Annotated in this window: 8 protein-coding genes; 5 read left to right on the forward strand and 3 right to left on the reverse strand. The window is 66.5% G+C overall.

The genetic code is table 11. The annotated features are described in order from the left end of the window. Positions 1-274: 274 nt before the first annotated feature. Genes recC through recD form a run of 3 tightly spaced genes read left to right on the forward strand, consistent with a single transcriptional unit; the run spans position 275 to position 9,122 of the window. On the forward strand, positions 275-3,631 hold the full coding sequence (recC, locus tag MJD61_04365) for an exodeoxyribonuclease V subunit gamma (GenBank protein ID MCG8554510.1): 3,357 nt from the start codon (positions 275-277) through the stop codon (positions 3,629-3,631). Continuing rightward, entirely contained in the window at positions 3,628-7,368 is a 3,741-nt protein-coding gene (gene recB / locus MJD61_04370) for an exodeoxyribonuclease V subunit beta (GenBank protein ID MCG8554511.1), read from the forward strand. The genes recC and recB overlap by 4 nt, the downstream gene beginning before the upstream one ends. Continuing rightward, the gene (gene recD / locus MJD61_04375; GenBank protein ID MCG8554512.1) at positions 7,365-9,122 is read left to right on the forward strand and encodes an exodeoxyribonuclease V subunit alpha; all 1,758 of its coding nucleotides are present in this window, start codon (positions 7,365-7,367) and stop codon (positions 9,120-9,122) included. Before recB ends, recD begins: the two co-directional genes overlap by 4 nt. A gap of 138 nt (positions 9,123-9,260) precedes the next feature. On the opposite strand, the gene MJD61_04380 is transcribed toward recD, so the two are convergent. Both MJD61_04380 and MJD61_04385 read right to left on the reverse strand, forming a co-directional pair. Then, a complete protein-coding gene (locus tag MJD61_04380) occupies positions 9,261-9,938 on the reverse strand; it encodes a heme exporter protein CcmB (GenBank protein ID MCG8554513.1) in 678 nt (225 codons plus the stop codon). Beyond that, positions 9,935-10,600 (reverse strand): ATP-binding cassette domain-containing protein, encoded by a 666-nt coding sequence (locus tag MJD61_04385; protein MCG8554514.1) that lies wholly within the window; start codon positions 10,598-10,600, stop codon positions 9,935-9,937. Before MJD61_04385 ends, MJD61_04380 begins: the two co-directional genes overlap by 4 nt. Positions 10,601-10,928: 328 nt before the next feature. Here MJD61_04385 and MJD61_04390 point away from each other — a divergent pair, with 328 nt between their 5' ends. After that, positions 10,929-11,771 (forward strand): thymidylate synthase, encoded by an 843-nt coding sequence (locus MJD61_04390; protein ID MCG8554515.1) that lies wholly within the window; start codon positions 10,929-10,931, stop codon positions 11,769-11,771. Further along, positions 11,768-12,250 carry a dihydrofolate reductase gene (locus MJD61_04395; protein MCG8554516.1) on the forward strand — a complete coding sequence of 161 codons (483 nt, stop codon included), beginning with the start codon at positions 11,768-11,770 and terminating at the stop codon, positions 12,248-12,250. Before MJD61_04390 ends, MJD61_04395 begins: the two co-directional genes overlap by 4 nt. Before the next feature lie 94 nt (positions 12,251-12,344). Here MJD61_04395 and MJD61_04400 read toward each other — a convergent pair. Then, positions 12,345-14,396, reverse strand: a 2,052-nt coding sequence (locus MJD61_04400) for a tetratricopeptide repeat protein (protein MCG8554517.1), incomplete at its 5' end; no start/stop codon positions are given.

Genomic DNA, 14,396 nt, shown 5'->3' on the forward strand with positions numbered 1-14,396 from the left:
ACCTCCTCGACCGGATTCAAAACCAAAACCGTATCCCTGCTCTCCCCGCACTCATCGAAGCCCGCGCCCAAGCTCCTTGAGTGCTCTGTACCCTGTGCGATCCTACCCTCCTCTCCTCGCCACCACCTTTTGAGAAGTTACACGGTTACGTCTGAATCGTCTGAAATCCGGCGCTTTTCGCATCACACCGGCTCGGCCCTCCTCCAGCAGCCGCATCGGCAGCGCTGGCGTAGCGAGCCAGTCTCTGCTCACTGTGTACACTACGGACATGTACGTGCACCGTAGCAACTCTGCGGAGCAGCTCGTAGAAGCGCTCGCGCAGCTCGTGCGAACGCCCGTATGCGACCCAGGCCCGAATACACGAGCCCTCGCCGTCATGGACGCCGAGTGCATCGCGGTGCAGAGCAAGGGAATGGAGCGCTGGCTCTCGATGCAGCTCGCGCGCCGGCTCGGCATCTGGGCGAATCCGGATTTCCCGTTCCCACGCCGCCTCGTCGAGCGCCTGTTCGAAGCCGTTCTTGGTCCTTGTCCCCAGGCAGCGGCGTACGCGCCTTCAGCGCTCGTGTGGGCAGTGGCGGCACAACTGCCGGAGCTCGCTTCGCACCCGGCGTTCTCCGAGGTTGCTCGCTATCTGGGCCCCAGCAACGAGCCCGCGCGCGTGCTGCAGCTCGCGAGCCGAATGGCCGGGATCTTCGACGAATACGTGGTGTACCGGCCAGAGCAATTGCGCGCGTGGGAATCCGGGACGGGCTCCGGCTGGCAGGCCACCCTGTGGCGAGCCCTGGCGGCTCGCCATGGCACGAGCCACTTGGCTGCCAGGGCTGCCGCCTTTGTGCGCGCTCTGCGGGGGCGGGAACAACGCGCAGCCGATCTGCCTGCTCGCGTAAGCGTGTTCGGGGTCACCACGCTGCCCCCGCTGTTCGTTCACGTCCTGGCTGAGCTTTCTCGCTGTATCGAGGTGCATCTGTTCGTCACGAGCCCCACGCGGCATTACGTTGGCGACTTGCGGCCCAAGGAGCCCGTCTCGGCAGCCCGCATGCCTCTCGCCGGGGCGGAGGATCATCCCCTGCTGGCATCGCTCGGTCGCGTGGGGCGTGAGTTCCAGCAGATCCTGGAACAGAGCGCGGACTATCGAGACGGCTCGCTGCCGCACGCAGATCCCGGTAGCGACAGCGCTCTGCATGCCATCCAATCGGACATGCTGCACCTGCGCGACCGGAGCAGCGAGCCGGCCACAAGGCTCGAGCTGGCGCCGGACGACGACTCCATCACGATCCACGCCTGTCACGCAACGCTGAGAGAGGTGCAAGTCGTCCACGACCGGCTGCTCGCATTGCTTGAGCGCGACCCGTCCCTCGAGACGCGTGACATCGTGCTGATGACCCCATGCATCGAGTCCTACGCGCCCGTGATCGAAGCGGTCTTCCAGGAAAGCGGCAGACCGAGCCTGCCGTTCCGCATCGCCGACCGCGGCCTGTTGACCAGCCACCAGGTGTTCGATGCCTTCTGCGCCATGGTCGATTGCACGGCGGGCCGGCTCAACGCCAACGCCCTGCTCGATGTCGCGGCCATGGATCCGGTTCGCGAGCGCTTCGGCATCCGTGCCGAGCAGCTGCCGCTCGTACGCACCTGGGTGCGTGACGTAGGCGTGCGTTGGGGCGCAGACGACGCGCATCGGCGTGCCGAAGGGCAACCCGCCGAGCTGGTCAATAGCTGGCGCTTCGGACTCGATCGACTCCTGCTCGGCTACGCCATGCCGAGCTCGGATCAGCGTCTGTACGCAGGAACGCTGCCGTACCCGCACACCGGCGCAGACGACGCGGAGCTCTTGGGGCAACTGAACGAGCTGTGCGAAACGTTGTTTTCGTTTCGGCGGCGCCTTGCTGGAGCTCATCAGCCAGCCACGTGGCGCGACACGCTGGCGCAGCTGCTCGATCGCACGATCGATCCGAGCGGCAGCTACGCACATCAACACCAGAGCTTGCGCAACGCGCTCCATACGCTTGCGCGCGAAGCGGAAGCAGCAGGCTTCGCGGGTGACGTCGATCTCGGTAGCGTGCGACATCAACTGGACCGGATTCTGCGGCGTGAGCTGCCCGCCTACGGCTTCCTTTCCGGGGGTATCACGTGCTGCCAACTCGTGCCCATGCGCGGCATTCCTTTTCGAGTGGTGTGCCTGTTGGGCATGAGCGACGCGCGCTTCCCCCGCGGGCAACCGAAGACGAGCTTCGACCCGACCGCCCGCGAGCACCGCAGCGGCGACCGAAACCAGCGTGACGACGACCGCTGCGCCTTCTTGGAAGCCGTGCTGTCCGCCCGCGAGCATCTCATCGTCAGCTACGTGGGGCAGGACATCCATACCAACCAGCTCCTGCCCGCATGCGGGCCGGTCGACGAGCTGCTCGATTGCCTGCAGCAAAGCTTCGTACACCCGGGCGAGCATGTGAGCGCAGCGGGCTGGGCCCGCGAGCGTTTCGTGCTGCGCCACCCCCTGCAACCGTTCAGCCCGCGCTACTTCGACGCCTCGGACGCTCGGCTCTTCAGCTTCTCGGACACAGCAGCCCGCGCCGCAAGCGCGCTCAACGCTGCACGCAAACCGCCGGCCGCCTTTTTCCCAGAAGGCACACAGCACGCGGCGGGCAATCCGACGGCGGACCCAGCCAACCCGAGCGCCAGCGCCGGCGCGCTGTCTCCGCCGGCACAGCGGGAACACCCCAGCGCGCCTCAGGACATCGAGCTGGCGGAGCTCGAGCGCTATCTGACGCATCCGTTGCGTGCTTTTCTGCAGCGCGATCTCGGGCTGTACCTGGGCGGCGATGCCCAATCGCTAAAGGACCGGGAGCCCCTCGAGCTCGATGCCCTGGAGCGTTTCAGGCTCGGAGACTCCGTGCTGCGGGCGGCGCTCGCTGGTCGCCCGCGCGAGGAGACCGAACACACGTTGCGTGCCTCCGGGCAGCTTCCGTGGGGCTCGCCCGGCGCTTTGCTGCTGGAAGAAATCGCACCCTTGGCACACGAGATCGCAGATCTTGCCGGGCGTTACGCAGCCGAAGCGGCCCTACCCCCGCTGAAGGTCGATTGCGTGCTCGCAGGCTGGAGGCTCAAGGGTGAGCTGTCCGACCTGTGGCCCGGGGCGCAGCTGCACGTGACCTACTCCAGGATGGGTACGCGCATCGAGCTGCGCCAATGGATTCGCCACGTCGTACTCAACTACCTGTGCAGCGCTGCCTGCAGCGCTCCCCGACTCGCTCACTACCCGAGGACGAGCGTTGTGCTAGGGCGCGCAACAGGCAAGGGTGCCGGATGCGTGACCTTCCGCCCCCTGACCGATGCCCGGGGCACGCTGCAGGTCCTGTTGGCGATCGCCGGCACAGCCCGGCAACAGCCCCTGCCCTTGCTCGTAAGGAGCTCGCGCGTGTACGCCCAGCGGGTCGGCCTCGACGGCGACACCGAAGCAGCTGTGACGAGCGCCCGGCGCGAGTACCTGGGCTCGGAGTATCGTGCCGGCGGTGAATCCAGCGATCCTTACATCCGCCAGGTCTACGGGGATCGGGATCCAACCGAGCAACCGGGCTTCGCGGATCTGGCGCTTGCGCTGTACGGCCCCCTCTTGCGCAACCGGACCGAAACATGAACCGCGACGTTGCCGCGTGGCCGCTGCGCGGAAGCCAGCTGGTCGAAGCCAGCGCCGGTACAGGCAAGACCCACACCATAGTCAGCCTCTACCTGCGCCTGCTCACGGAAAGGAAACTGCATCCGCGGCAGATCGCGGTGGTGACCTATACGCGCGCGGCCGCTGCCGAGCTGCGCGATCGAATTCGCGCGCGGCTGGGGGAGGCCGTCGCAGCGTTCGACGCGATGTTCGAGCTTGGAAAGCGCAGCGAAGAGCGGCGCCTGCTGGAGCGTGCTCTATACGGGTTCGACGAAGCCGCGATTCACACCATTCACGGCTTCTGCCAGCGCGTCCTTCACGAGACCGCGTTCGAATGCGGCCGGCTCTTCGAGACCGAGTTCATCGACAACGATCGGCCCATGATCGAAGAGATCGCCTGCGACTACTGGAACCGCGTGCTGCACGGTGCCCCGGCCACGTTGCTGCGCCATGTGCGCGCCCGGGCCTTGAATCCAGGGGCTTTCACGACCCTGGCGACCCGGACTGTCGCACGGCCTAACCTGACCGTCGTGCCCCAAGCGCCGAGGAGCACGGACGACCTGCGCGTCCTCGAACAACGATGGTGTGAAGCCAGGGACGAGTTCGCAGCCGGCTGGCGCGCCGACCGCGCCGGCTTGCTTCGGCTCTTATGCGATCCCGGCCGGCTCAACCAGCGCAGCCACAAGAAAGCGAGCATTTTGAAGTCCTGGCTGCCCGAGCTCGATGCCCTCGACCGGCTGCTGCCTGCCCAGGTACCTGGCTGCCTGCGGCACCTCAGCACCGAGGCCATGGAGCGAGCAACCAAAAAGGGGCAAAAGGCGCCGCATCACGAGCTGTTCGAAGCAGCGCAACGCTGGCTCGAGATGCAAGCTCGACTCACGGAGCGACTCGAGCGCGACACCCTGGCTCTACAGAGCGCGCTCGTGCCGTACGCACGCTCCGAGCTCAAACGCCGCAAGCAGCAAGCCCTCAGGCAGAGCTACGACGACCTGCCGCTGGATCTGTGGCGAGCACTCCAGAGCGAGAGCGGCAGCACGCTGGCAGCGAGTCTTCGCACGCTCTACCCGGCCATCCTCGTAGACGAATTCCAGGATACCGACACCGTACAGTACGACATCTTTCGCTGGATCCACGGGCAAGATCGTCAAGCAGCGCTGTTTTTGATTGGGGATCCCAAGCAAGCGGTTTATGGCTTTCGGGGGGCCGACGTGCACGCCTATCTTCGTGCAACGAGCACACTCGGGAAGAACCGACACGCGCTACACACGAACTGGCGCTCCGATCCACGCCTGCTCCAGGCGCTAGAGGTGCTCTTCGCACGAGTGCCGCAACCCTTCCTGTTCCCCGACATCGCGTTTCGATCGGTCGCGGCCGCAGCAGGCGCTCGCGAGCGACTCTCGGGGCAGGCGGCTGGAGGCCTCGAGCTGCTGTTGCTTCCCGGCCCCGAGCGCAGTCGGAAGGCGGCCTGCACCGGCGCTGCACCAGCCGGACCCGGGGCCGTATTCGACTTGGTGGCCGGCGAGGTGGCCTTTTTGCTCGCTTCCAAGACCGAAGTCGACGCAGAGCCCATCGCACCCCGACACATCGCTATCCTGTGCCGCACCAACGCGCAAGCGCGTCAGACCCAGCAGGCCCTTGCCCGGTGCGGCATTCCCGCCGTGCATCACGGAGACGACAGCGTGTTCGATTCGGGCATGGCAGAGGAGCTGGAGCGGACGCTGCGGGCATGGGTCGATCCCTCCGACCGGCGCGCGCTATGCGCGGCGCTGGCCACCAGCATCTTCGGCGTGGACGGTCCTGGGCTACGCGATCTGCAGCAAGACGACATCGCCTGGGATCGGCACATGGCGGGCTTTTGGGCGTGGCATCGCATCTGGCACGAGCAAGGGTTTGTCCAGGCGTTCAACAAGATGCTGGACACTCAGGAGGTTTACCGACGTCTGCTCGCACTACCAGACGGCGAACGCCAATTGACCAACCTGCTGCATCTGGGCGAGCTGCTCCAGGACGCGGCCGTAACCCGCCATCTGGGTCCACGCTGCTTGTTGCAGTGGCTCGCACAAGCACGACACGATGCGGCTGCGCGCGCCACGCTTGTAGCCGATTCAGCCCAGATTCGTCTGGAAAGCGATTCACGCGCGGTCACGCTCACGACCATACACAAGAGCAAAGGGCTCGAGTACCCCATCGTCTACTGTCCCTTCCTCTGGGATGGCACGCTGCTGCGCCGCTCCGATCGCTATCCCGTACTGTTTCACGACCGCGAACAGGACGATCGCGCGCTGCTCGATCTCAGGCAGGCAAAAGACAGTCCCCACCGAACCGAAGCGGAAACGGAGGCATTCGCGGAAAACCTACGCCTGCTTTATGTGGCGCTAACCCGCGCGAGACACCGCTGCAGTGTCGTGTGGGGGCGTTTCAGGGGCATCGAGACCTCGGCGCTGGGCTACCTGCTGCACCATCCGGTCCGCAAAGCGCCACTCGAGCGACCATCGGCCGGAAAACAGCGAGCAGCGACAGCCGCAAGAGCGCCCTTCGAACACTCGAGGCCGGCTGCGGGTACGCGAGAGCTGCTCGAAACGGCCCGCGAACACATCCGAGGCCTCGACGAAGCAGCTTGGATGTCGGACTTGCAGAGCTTGTGCGAGACGAGTGGGGGCAGCATCGCGGTACGTACGCTCGGCCACAGACCCATGCAGCCGTATCGTGCAGCGCGAGCGGCGAGCGCCGGCCGCGCCCGACAGGCGAAGCGCCGCTACCACGACGGCTGGCGCATGACCAGCTTTTCGCAGCTGACCAGCGCACGACCGCTGCCGCAGCCCCTGCTCGAGGGCCTGGATCACGACGGGCAGCAAACCGAGGCTGCATCGCACATGGCACCGCCAAGTGCGCCACAACTTCTGCCGGCACAGCGCCAGCCGGGCGAGGCAGGCCGGGCACGCATCGCTCTGGCTGAGCTCCCCGCGGGTGCGCATACCGGCCAGGCGTTGCACGAAATCCTCGAGGAGCTGGATTTTCAGCAGCCAGGGCACGCCAGCGAGCTGATCGAAGCGACCCTGGCGCGGCACGGGCTTGCGAGCGCCTGGAGCGACAGCGTGCGCCGTGCGCTAACGGCCGCGCTGCGTACCGATCTGGGCGGCGGCAGCGAGCTGAGGCTTTGCGATCTGCCCATGACCGCACGACTGAACGAGATGCAATTCGTGTTTCCCGTGCCAAGAGCTATTGGCGCCGCCACGCTGGCCGGGCTCTTCGAGCGCAATCATGCGCCGCCAGCCGTTCCGGACTACCACCTGGCACTCGCACAACTCGGCTTCGATCGGTTCCGCGGCTTTCTCAAAGGATACATCGATCTGGTGTTTCGCCACGGCGAGCGCTACTACCTGTTGGACTACAAGTCGAATCTGCTTGGAGAGGACGCCAAGCACTACAAGCCGGCCCGCTTGGCCGCGGCGATGGGCCGGCAACACTACGTGCTGCAGTATCACCTGTATGTCGTGGCCCTGCACCGCCACCTCGCGCAGCGTATGCGCGGCTACGACTACGAGCACCACTTCGGCGGGGTGTACTACCTGTTCCTGCGTGGGATGCATCCGGAGCACCCAGCAGGCACAGGCGTCTACTACGATCGCCCCAGCGCCGAGCTCGTCAGCCAGCTCGACGCCACGCTGGCGGGCAGGGAAGCCCAGTGCCCGTCCCACAATAGCTGGTCGAAGCCATGAAACTCGAAACACTACGCGAGCTCGGTCTCTTGCATGTGTTCGACGTTCATCTCGCGCGCTGCCTCGGACGCTTGGCCGCAGAGGCGTCCGATGAAGTGCTGCTGGCTGCCGCGCTGGCCAGTCGCCGGCTCCGAGAGGGTCACGTGTGCCTGGATTTGGCCGAGCTCGAAGCCGGTGACCAGCGCGGGCCGGGTTGGCCAGACCTCGAGCGCTGGCTGAGCGCGCTACGCAGCAGCCCGCTGGTGGGCGAGCCAGGCGACCACACTCCGCTCGTGTTGCAGCAGACCCGCCTGTATCTCGCACGTTACTGGGACTTCGAACAAACGGTCTGCAAGGCGATCAGGCAGCGGGTTTATGCAGCAGCCGGCACAGGTCATGAGCTAGCCCACGCCGGCCAGCGAGCCGCCGCGCTTGAAGATAGCCTGGTTCGCTTCTTTCCCGCACCCCCACAAGGCGGCGACGACCAGCAGCGCAGGGCCGCGCGCACAGCCGCCCGCAGCTCGTTTTGTGTGATCACCGGCGGTCCTGGCACGGGCAAGACGTCCACCATGGTTCGGTTGCTGGCAGCGCTCGTAGATCACGCTCTTGGCCAGGGCGTCGAGCCACCTCGTGTGCGCCTGCTTGCGCCGACGGGCAAGGCGGCGGCGCGCATGATGCAGGCCGTACGCGCAGCCAAGAATTCGCTGCAGTGCGACGGCGCCGTACTCGAATCCGTCCCCGACAAGGCCAGCACCATTCAGCGCGCGCTCGGTCCCTTCACGGACAGCCGGACGACATTCCGCCACGACGGCGAGCACCCGCTGCCCGTCGATCTGGCCGTGGTGGACGAAGCCTCCATGGTAGACCTGGCTCTGCTGGCACAGCTGTGCTCGGCGTTGCCGGAAACCGCCAGCCTCGTCTTGCTCGGGGACCGTAACCAGCTCGCGTCGGTGCAGGCCGGTGCCGTGCTGGGGGACATCTGCGGCGCTGGACAACACGTGGAATCCGGGCCGCTATCGGAACGCATCGTCGAGCTGCGGCGCAGCTACCGCTACTCCGAACGAAGCGGCATCGCCGAGCTCGCCAGGGCAATCGAGCTTGGACGCGCCGAAGACATGCTGGACGTGCTGCGCTCAGACCAGTGGTGCGACGTCGAGCTGATCCAGGACCAAGGAGCCTTTGGGCCAGCGCTGAGGGCGCGGGTGCTCGAAGGCTATGCCGGCTGTCTGCGGGCGCAGCCGGTCCACGACAAGCTTGCAGCGTTCGAGCGCTATCGCGTGCTCTGTGCGCACCGCCAAGGCCCTTACGGCGCCATCGCCCTGAACAGCGCGATCGAGCGCCTGCTGCAGGAACACCGGCTCGTGAGCAGGAGCGAGGGGCATTACGCGGGTCGGCCGCTGATGGTCAGCACGAACGACTACACCACGGGCCTTTTCAACGGTGACGTGGGTATGGTCGTATCGAGCCCCGGCGGCCTGCTCACGTTCTTCGACGACGGCAGCAGCACGGGCCGACTGCTGTCAACAGCACGCCTGCCGCCGCACGAGCCTGTCTTCGCCATGACAGTGCACAAGAGTCAGGGCTCGGAGTTTGACCGCATTGAGGTGGTGCTGCCACCTGCCCCATCGCCTGTGCTGTCACGCGAGCTGCTTTATACGGCGGTCACGCGAGCACGCAGCCGCGTGAGCCTATACGCGAGCGTGGACTCCCTCGTGGAGGCGGTCCGCCGTCCGGTCGCACGTACATCGGGCTTGGGTGCGGCATTGTGGCGCTAGCTGCATGACGGTGCAAAAAGGTGGCAAAAGCGCCCGCGCACGCCGGCGCACGCCAACTCGCGTCAGGTCGACGAAGTGGTCCGGCGAATTCCTGTGGTCGGCACAGCGCACCGGGGTCGGGTTATTCTGTGGCGGAGCCTAATCCGTGGTCAGCGGCTCGAAAAGCAGCAGGCCGGCGGTCAGGAAGACGAGATCGAACGCGATCAGGATGCGCAGCCAAGCGCCGATCGCCGCGAGCGGCGCGCCACCGAGCAGCTCGCGGGTCGCGACGACAGCGCAAAGCAGCGCGGGCGCCACCAGTGGAAACACGGTGATGCTGAGCGCGAGCTCGCGGGTGCGGGTGCGCAGGCCGAGGGCGGCGAAGAGGTTGCCGGCAGCCACAAAGCCTAAGGTCCCGAGCGCCAGCAACGCCGTGAGCGGGCCCAGGACGGCCAGCAGATCCAGGTGAAACAGGACGGCGATCACCACCACCAAGATCGCCTCGACGAAGGCGAGCAGGGCCAGCGTGCCCAACACCTTGCCCAGGTAGATGCCCGCGCGTGGGATAGGTGCGAGCCACAGCGAAAGCATGGCGGAGTGCTCGCGCTCCCGGCTCCAGGAGCGCTCCATGGCCAGGACGCCGGCGAAGGCGATCACAAGCCACAGCACGCCGGGTGCGAGTTGCGCCGCCGTGCCTTGATGCACGTAAAAGGCAAGCGAGCTCAACACGCCGACGAGCAGCGCGAAAAGGCTCGCGCTGACCAGGATCTCACCGGTCTGCACCTCGATCAGCAGGTCCTTGGCAGCGACCCGCCATGCGGTAGCGACCACGCTCACGCGGCCTCCACTACCTGCCCGCGCGCGAGACGAATACGCCGGTCGGCGAGTCGGTCGATCAAAAGCGGATCGTGACTGACGAGCACTACGATCGCGCCACGCCGGCGCTCGGCCGCAAGGGCCTTGACGAGGCTCTCGGTAGCAGCGGAGTCGAGACCGGTGGAGGGCTCGTCGAGCAGCAGCAGCCGCGGGCGATGCAGCAGGGCGCGGGCGAGCGACAGTCGCTGCCGCTGGCCTCTCGACAGCGTGCGCACCCTGCGCTCGGCCCATCGACCAAGGTCGAAGCGCTCGGCGATCTCTGCCACGCACGTGTGCGGTTCGAGCCCGTAAAGCCGCGCCGAGAGCTCGAGGTTCTGCCTGCCACCAAGGTCCGGGTACAGCATGGCTTCGTGCCCCAGCATCCCGATCCGGGCCAGCAGCGCGCGCGGGGCTCGCTTGCGGCCCCTGTCATCGACGAGCGCCCGGTCATCGAAGCGGATTTCTCCGCGTGTGGGCCGCGACAGCAGCGCAAGCAGGCTGAGCAGCGTGCTCTTGCCGGAGCCGTTGGCTCCCTCCAGCGAGGTCACACACGAGGCCGCGAAACCCAGGCTCACGCCGGTGAGGGCCCGGGTGGAGCCGTACAGCTTGACGAGCTTGTGCGTGGTGACCGTAGAAAAATCCATGCCGTGTGGTCACGAGACTAGCCTCGAACGTCCATCGGGTCACGGAACCGTGCCGGAAACCGCTGGTGCTAGCGTCCTGTATCCGAAATCCCGCACATAATTCGCCGGCCCTTGACACCGCTCACGCCATCGAGCGCCGTTGGGCCATCTCCTGGAAATAGCGCTGCACTGCATCGAAATTGAACCGCAGCCTGCGTCGATTCGATGACCCGAGCCTCGCCAATTGCTCGCCGACTTATGTACGTAATCACGGATGCAGGACACCAGCATCCAGGCCCCTCGAGGTCGGGTTTCCAGTGCCGGGTTGTGCGGCTATACATCGGGCGCGGTGAGAGCGTACCTGAAGCTTCTGCAAGACCTTGTGGCACGCGGTCGGGGGCGTGAGAACCGGACCGGCATGCGTGCGCGCGGCCTGTTCGGTTACCAGATGCGGTTCGATCTGCGCGCGGGTTTCCCCGTGCTGACCACCAAGAAGCTGCACCTGCGTTCCATCGTCCACGAGCTGTTGTGGTTTCTTCAGGGCGATACGCACGTGCGCTACCTGCAGCAGCACGGGGTGACGATTTGGGACGAATGGGCCACGCCCGAGATGTGCGCCAAGTTCGGGCGGCCCGAAGGAGAGCTCGGGCCCGTTTACGGCCATCAATGGCGCAACTTCGGTGCCGGCAAGACGGCCGAGGGTGGCTATCGCAACGACGGCTTCGATCAAATCGCCCATGTGGTCGACGAGCTGCGCGAAAACCCATGGAGTCGTCGCCTGGTAGTGACCGGCTGGAACCCTGCCGAAGCGCAGCAAGTCGAGCTGCCACCTTGCCACACGCTGTTTCAGCTATACGCGCAGGACGGTGAGCTGAGCTGCCACCTGTATCAGCGCAGCGCCGATGCGTTCCTGGGGGTGCCGTTCAACATCGCCAGCTACGCGTTGCTCACCAGCATGATCGCCCAAGTATGCGGGCTTGGACCAGGCGAGCTGATTCACAGCTTCGGCGACGTGCATTTGTACGAAAACCATGTCGAGCAGGCGAACCGGCAGCTCGGGCGCGAGCCGCGCCCGCTGCCGACGTTGTGGCTGCGACCCGACGTGCGCGATCTATTCGCGTTTCGTCACGAGGACATTCGCCTCGAGGGCTACGATCCGCATCCAGCGATCAAGGCCGAGGTGGCGGTGTGAGCGCAGCGTGCGCACCGCTGGCGCTGGTTGTGGCTCGCGCCGCGGGCGGTGTGATCGGCCACGCGGGCCGGGTGCCCTGGCATCGCTCCGAAGACCTGAGGCATTTCCGCCGAGTGACGCTGGGACACGCCATCATCATGGGGCGCAAGACCTACGAGTCGATAGGCAAGCCCCTCGATAAGCGTCTCAACATCGTGGTGACCCGCAAGAGCGACCTCGAGCTCGGCGGCTGCGAGGTGTGCGGCTCGCTCGAGCAGGCTATCGCGCTCGCGCGGCGCAGCGACGACGAGCCGCGCATCATCGGTGGCGGACAGATCTACCGTGAAGCCCTGCCGCTGGCCACACGGATCTACCTGACCGAAGTGACGGCCCAGGTCGCAGGGGACACGTTCTTCGAGCTGGCCGAGGGCGATTGGGTCGAACAAGACCGCCACGAGAGCGGCGATCTCGTGTTTCGCACGCTGGTGCGGCGAGCGTGACCGCCGTGCGCCCCACGCTTCCGATCTCGAGCAGTGCTGGAAAGCTGGCTTGCGCCCGGCCGGCAAGGCGCGCGGCCGCGCCGATACGCGCTACCTACCACTGCAGCGACAGCTCGCTGCCGAGCACATGCTTGAAGAAATTGAAGTTCGCGTAGTCGGCGCCGCCGGTACCGTTGACGTTCGAAATCGAACGCGAGCCGTCGTACTGAAGCGCGAGGGTCGCGGCCCGGCCGAGGGGCACCCGTAGCGAGAGCCCGAGGCCCAGCACCGTGTCCCGTCGATCGGGCAAGGCAAGCGCGGTGTTGGAGGTTGCCGACCCTAGCAAGTCGTAGGACACGCTGCTGCGCGATCCCCCGGAATCGTAGCGGCGATGCTCGAGCGTGGTCTCGACCGCAAGCCAGGCCAGCGAGCGTATGGGCAACGCTGCGCGCAGGTCGAGCCAGGGCGCGGAGTAGCCCAGGGGTATGTGGTACGTTAGATCGGATCCGTCGCTGCTCGCGGCCGTTGCCACCAGTGCGCCGATGCGCTCCGAACGTACTCCAAGGTGCGCACCGATCAGCAGGCTGCCGCGCTGCAGCTGGTTCGTCCAGGCGAGATCGAAGCGCGTCCCGCTGAGGTAAGGGTAGAGATCGGACAGCGCCGTCGAGCGCGAGAGCGTCGCCTCGATGCCGCTGCGCAGGCCGCGCCCGAGGTCGAGCCCCACGCCAATGTAACCGCCAAGGTCATGCAGCAACGGGGTGGACCAGGGGAACAGCTCTCGAACCTGCCAGCTTTGCGGGCCGGAATGCAGCCAATCGGCATGTCCGCCGGCACGCAGGCGCGCGCGGTCATCCAGGCGCGTGTCCGCGTCGAGGCGCAGGCTGTGCTGCTGCAGGTTGAAGTAGTCAAAGCGAGCGCTCGTGTAGAGTGTTTGCTCGAACGCGTAGGATAGGCGAGCGAAGCTCCACACGCTCGGAGCGAGCCCGTAGCCGATCTCGGCGCCGACGCGGATCAGGCCGCTGCCGCCCGTGCTGCCCAAGATCGGCGCCGGGTCTGTACACCCTGCGTCCGTGCAGTTCGTAGCCAGATTGGCGTTCAGTTGGGCGACGTTGCTGTCGTAGCCGGCATGCGAGGTGGCCAGCACGCCCAGGCCGCTGCCGCTTGCACCGGGGCCCGGCGCCACCGCTTCGAGGCTTGCTCGTGCGATGTCTCGATCGAACCCCTCGAGCCCGAGCTCGAGCCCCCGCCGCAGCCAGCGTTCCGCAGCGAGGTCATCGTGGTTTTGTTGCGCGGCGAGGCCGGACATCAGCGCGAGCTCGGCGTCGTCGGGCGCCAGTTGGCGAGCTTGCTCGAAGCTGTGCTGTGCCTGGGCAAAACGTGCTTGGTCGTAATAGAGCGATCCCAGCAGATAGTGCAGCTCGGCTTGCGTCGTGCGCTGTTGGTCCGACGACTGCGCTAGTCTCAACGCGCGCTTGTAGCCATGTTCGGCGGCGTCCAGTTTCCCCCGCTTCTCGGCTTGCCGGGCCGCCTCGACCTCGTAGAGCACGGGATCCTGCGCTTCTCGCGCGATTTCCGCCTCGAGCTCGGCCATCAGCTCGGCGGCGCCGGCGGCGTGTGGCAGGCGTCTGGCGCGTTCGGCATAGCGTGCGGCCACCGCGATCCGGTTCGCGTCGAGGGCTGCGAACCCCGCGTTGATGGTCGCCAGGAGGCGTAGCTCGCCCTTGCTGCTGCCCGCTGCGGCGCTGAAGCCCTCTTCCGCCAGATCGAAACGCCCGAGCCTGTAGAGCGTGGAAGCGCGATTGAATTCCAGCGAGCTGCGCTGGGCAACGTCGGGGGCTGCCAGCGCTCGCTCGAAGGCCGACAGCGCTTGCTCGAGGCGGCCGATACGAAACCGCGCCAAGCCGAGCAGGGTCAGGGCCTGCGCATCGCCGGGAGCGCTCTGGAGCCTTTGTTGCGCCAGCTCTACGGCAAGCTCGCCGTGGCCGTTCTGGAGCGCATCGCGTATCGCACGTGCCGCGCTGGTCGCGCCGGTTTCAGGGGGCGGTGTCGGCTGCTGCGCCCCGGCGCCCGCGCTGCTCGCGAGCATGGTCGCCGTTACAAGCAGAGCCCATAGACGCTCGGCGAATGGAGCGGCCGTTGGTGGCATGGATCTGTGGATCATGGCGTC

The sequence above is a fragment of the Pseudomonadota bacterium genome (assembly GCA_022361155.1).
Taxonomy (GTDB): domain Bacteria; phylum Myxococcota_A; class Polyangia; order Polyangiales; family JAKSBK01; genus JAKSBK01.

Bases quoted from the DNA above. Each gene is read 5' to 3' on its own strand.
- recB (MCG8554511.1), top strand. From the start codon at position 3,628: ATGAACCGCGACGTTGCCGCGTGGCCGCTGCGCGGAAGCCAGCTGGTC.
- MJD61_04385 (MCG8554514.1), bottom strand. From the start codon at position 10,600: ATGGATTTTTCTACGGTCACCACGCACAAGCTCGTCAAGCTGTACGGC.
- recD (MCG8554512.1), top strand. From the start codon at position 7,365: ATGAAACTCGAAACACTACGCGAGCTCGGTCTCTTGCATGTGTTCGAC.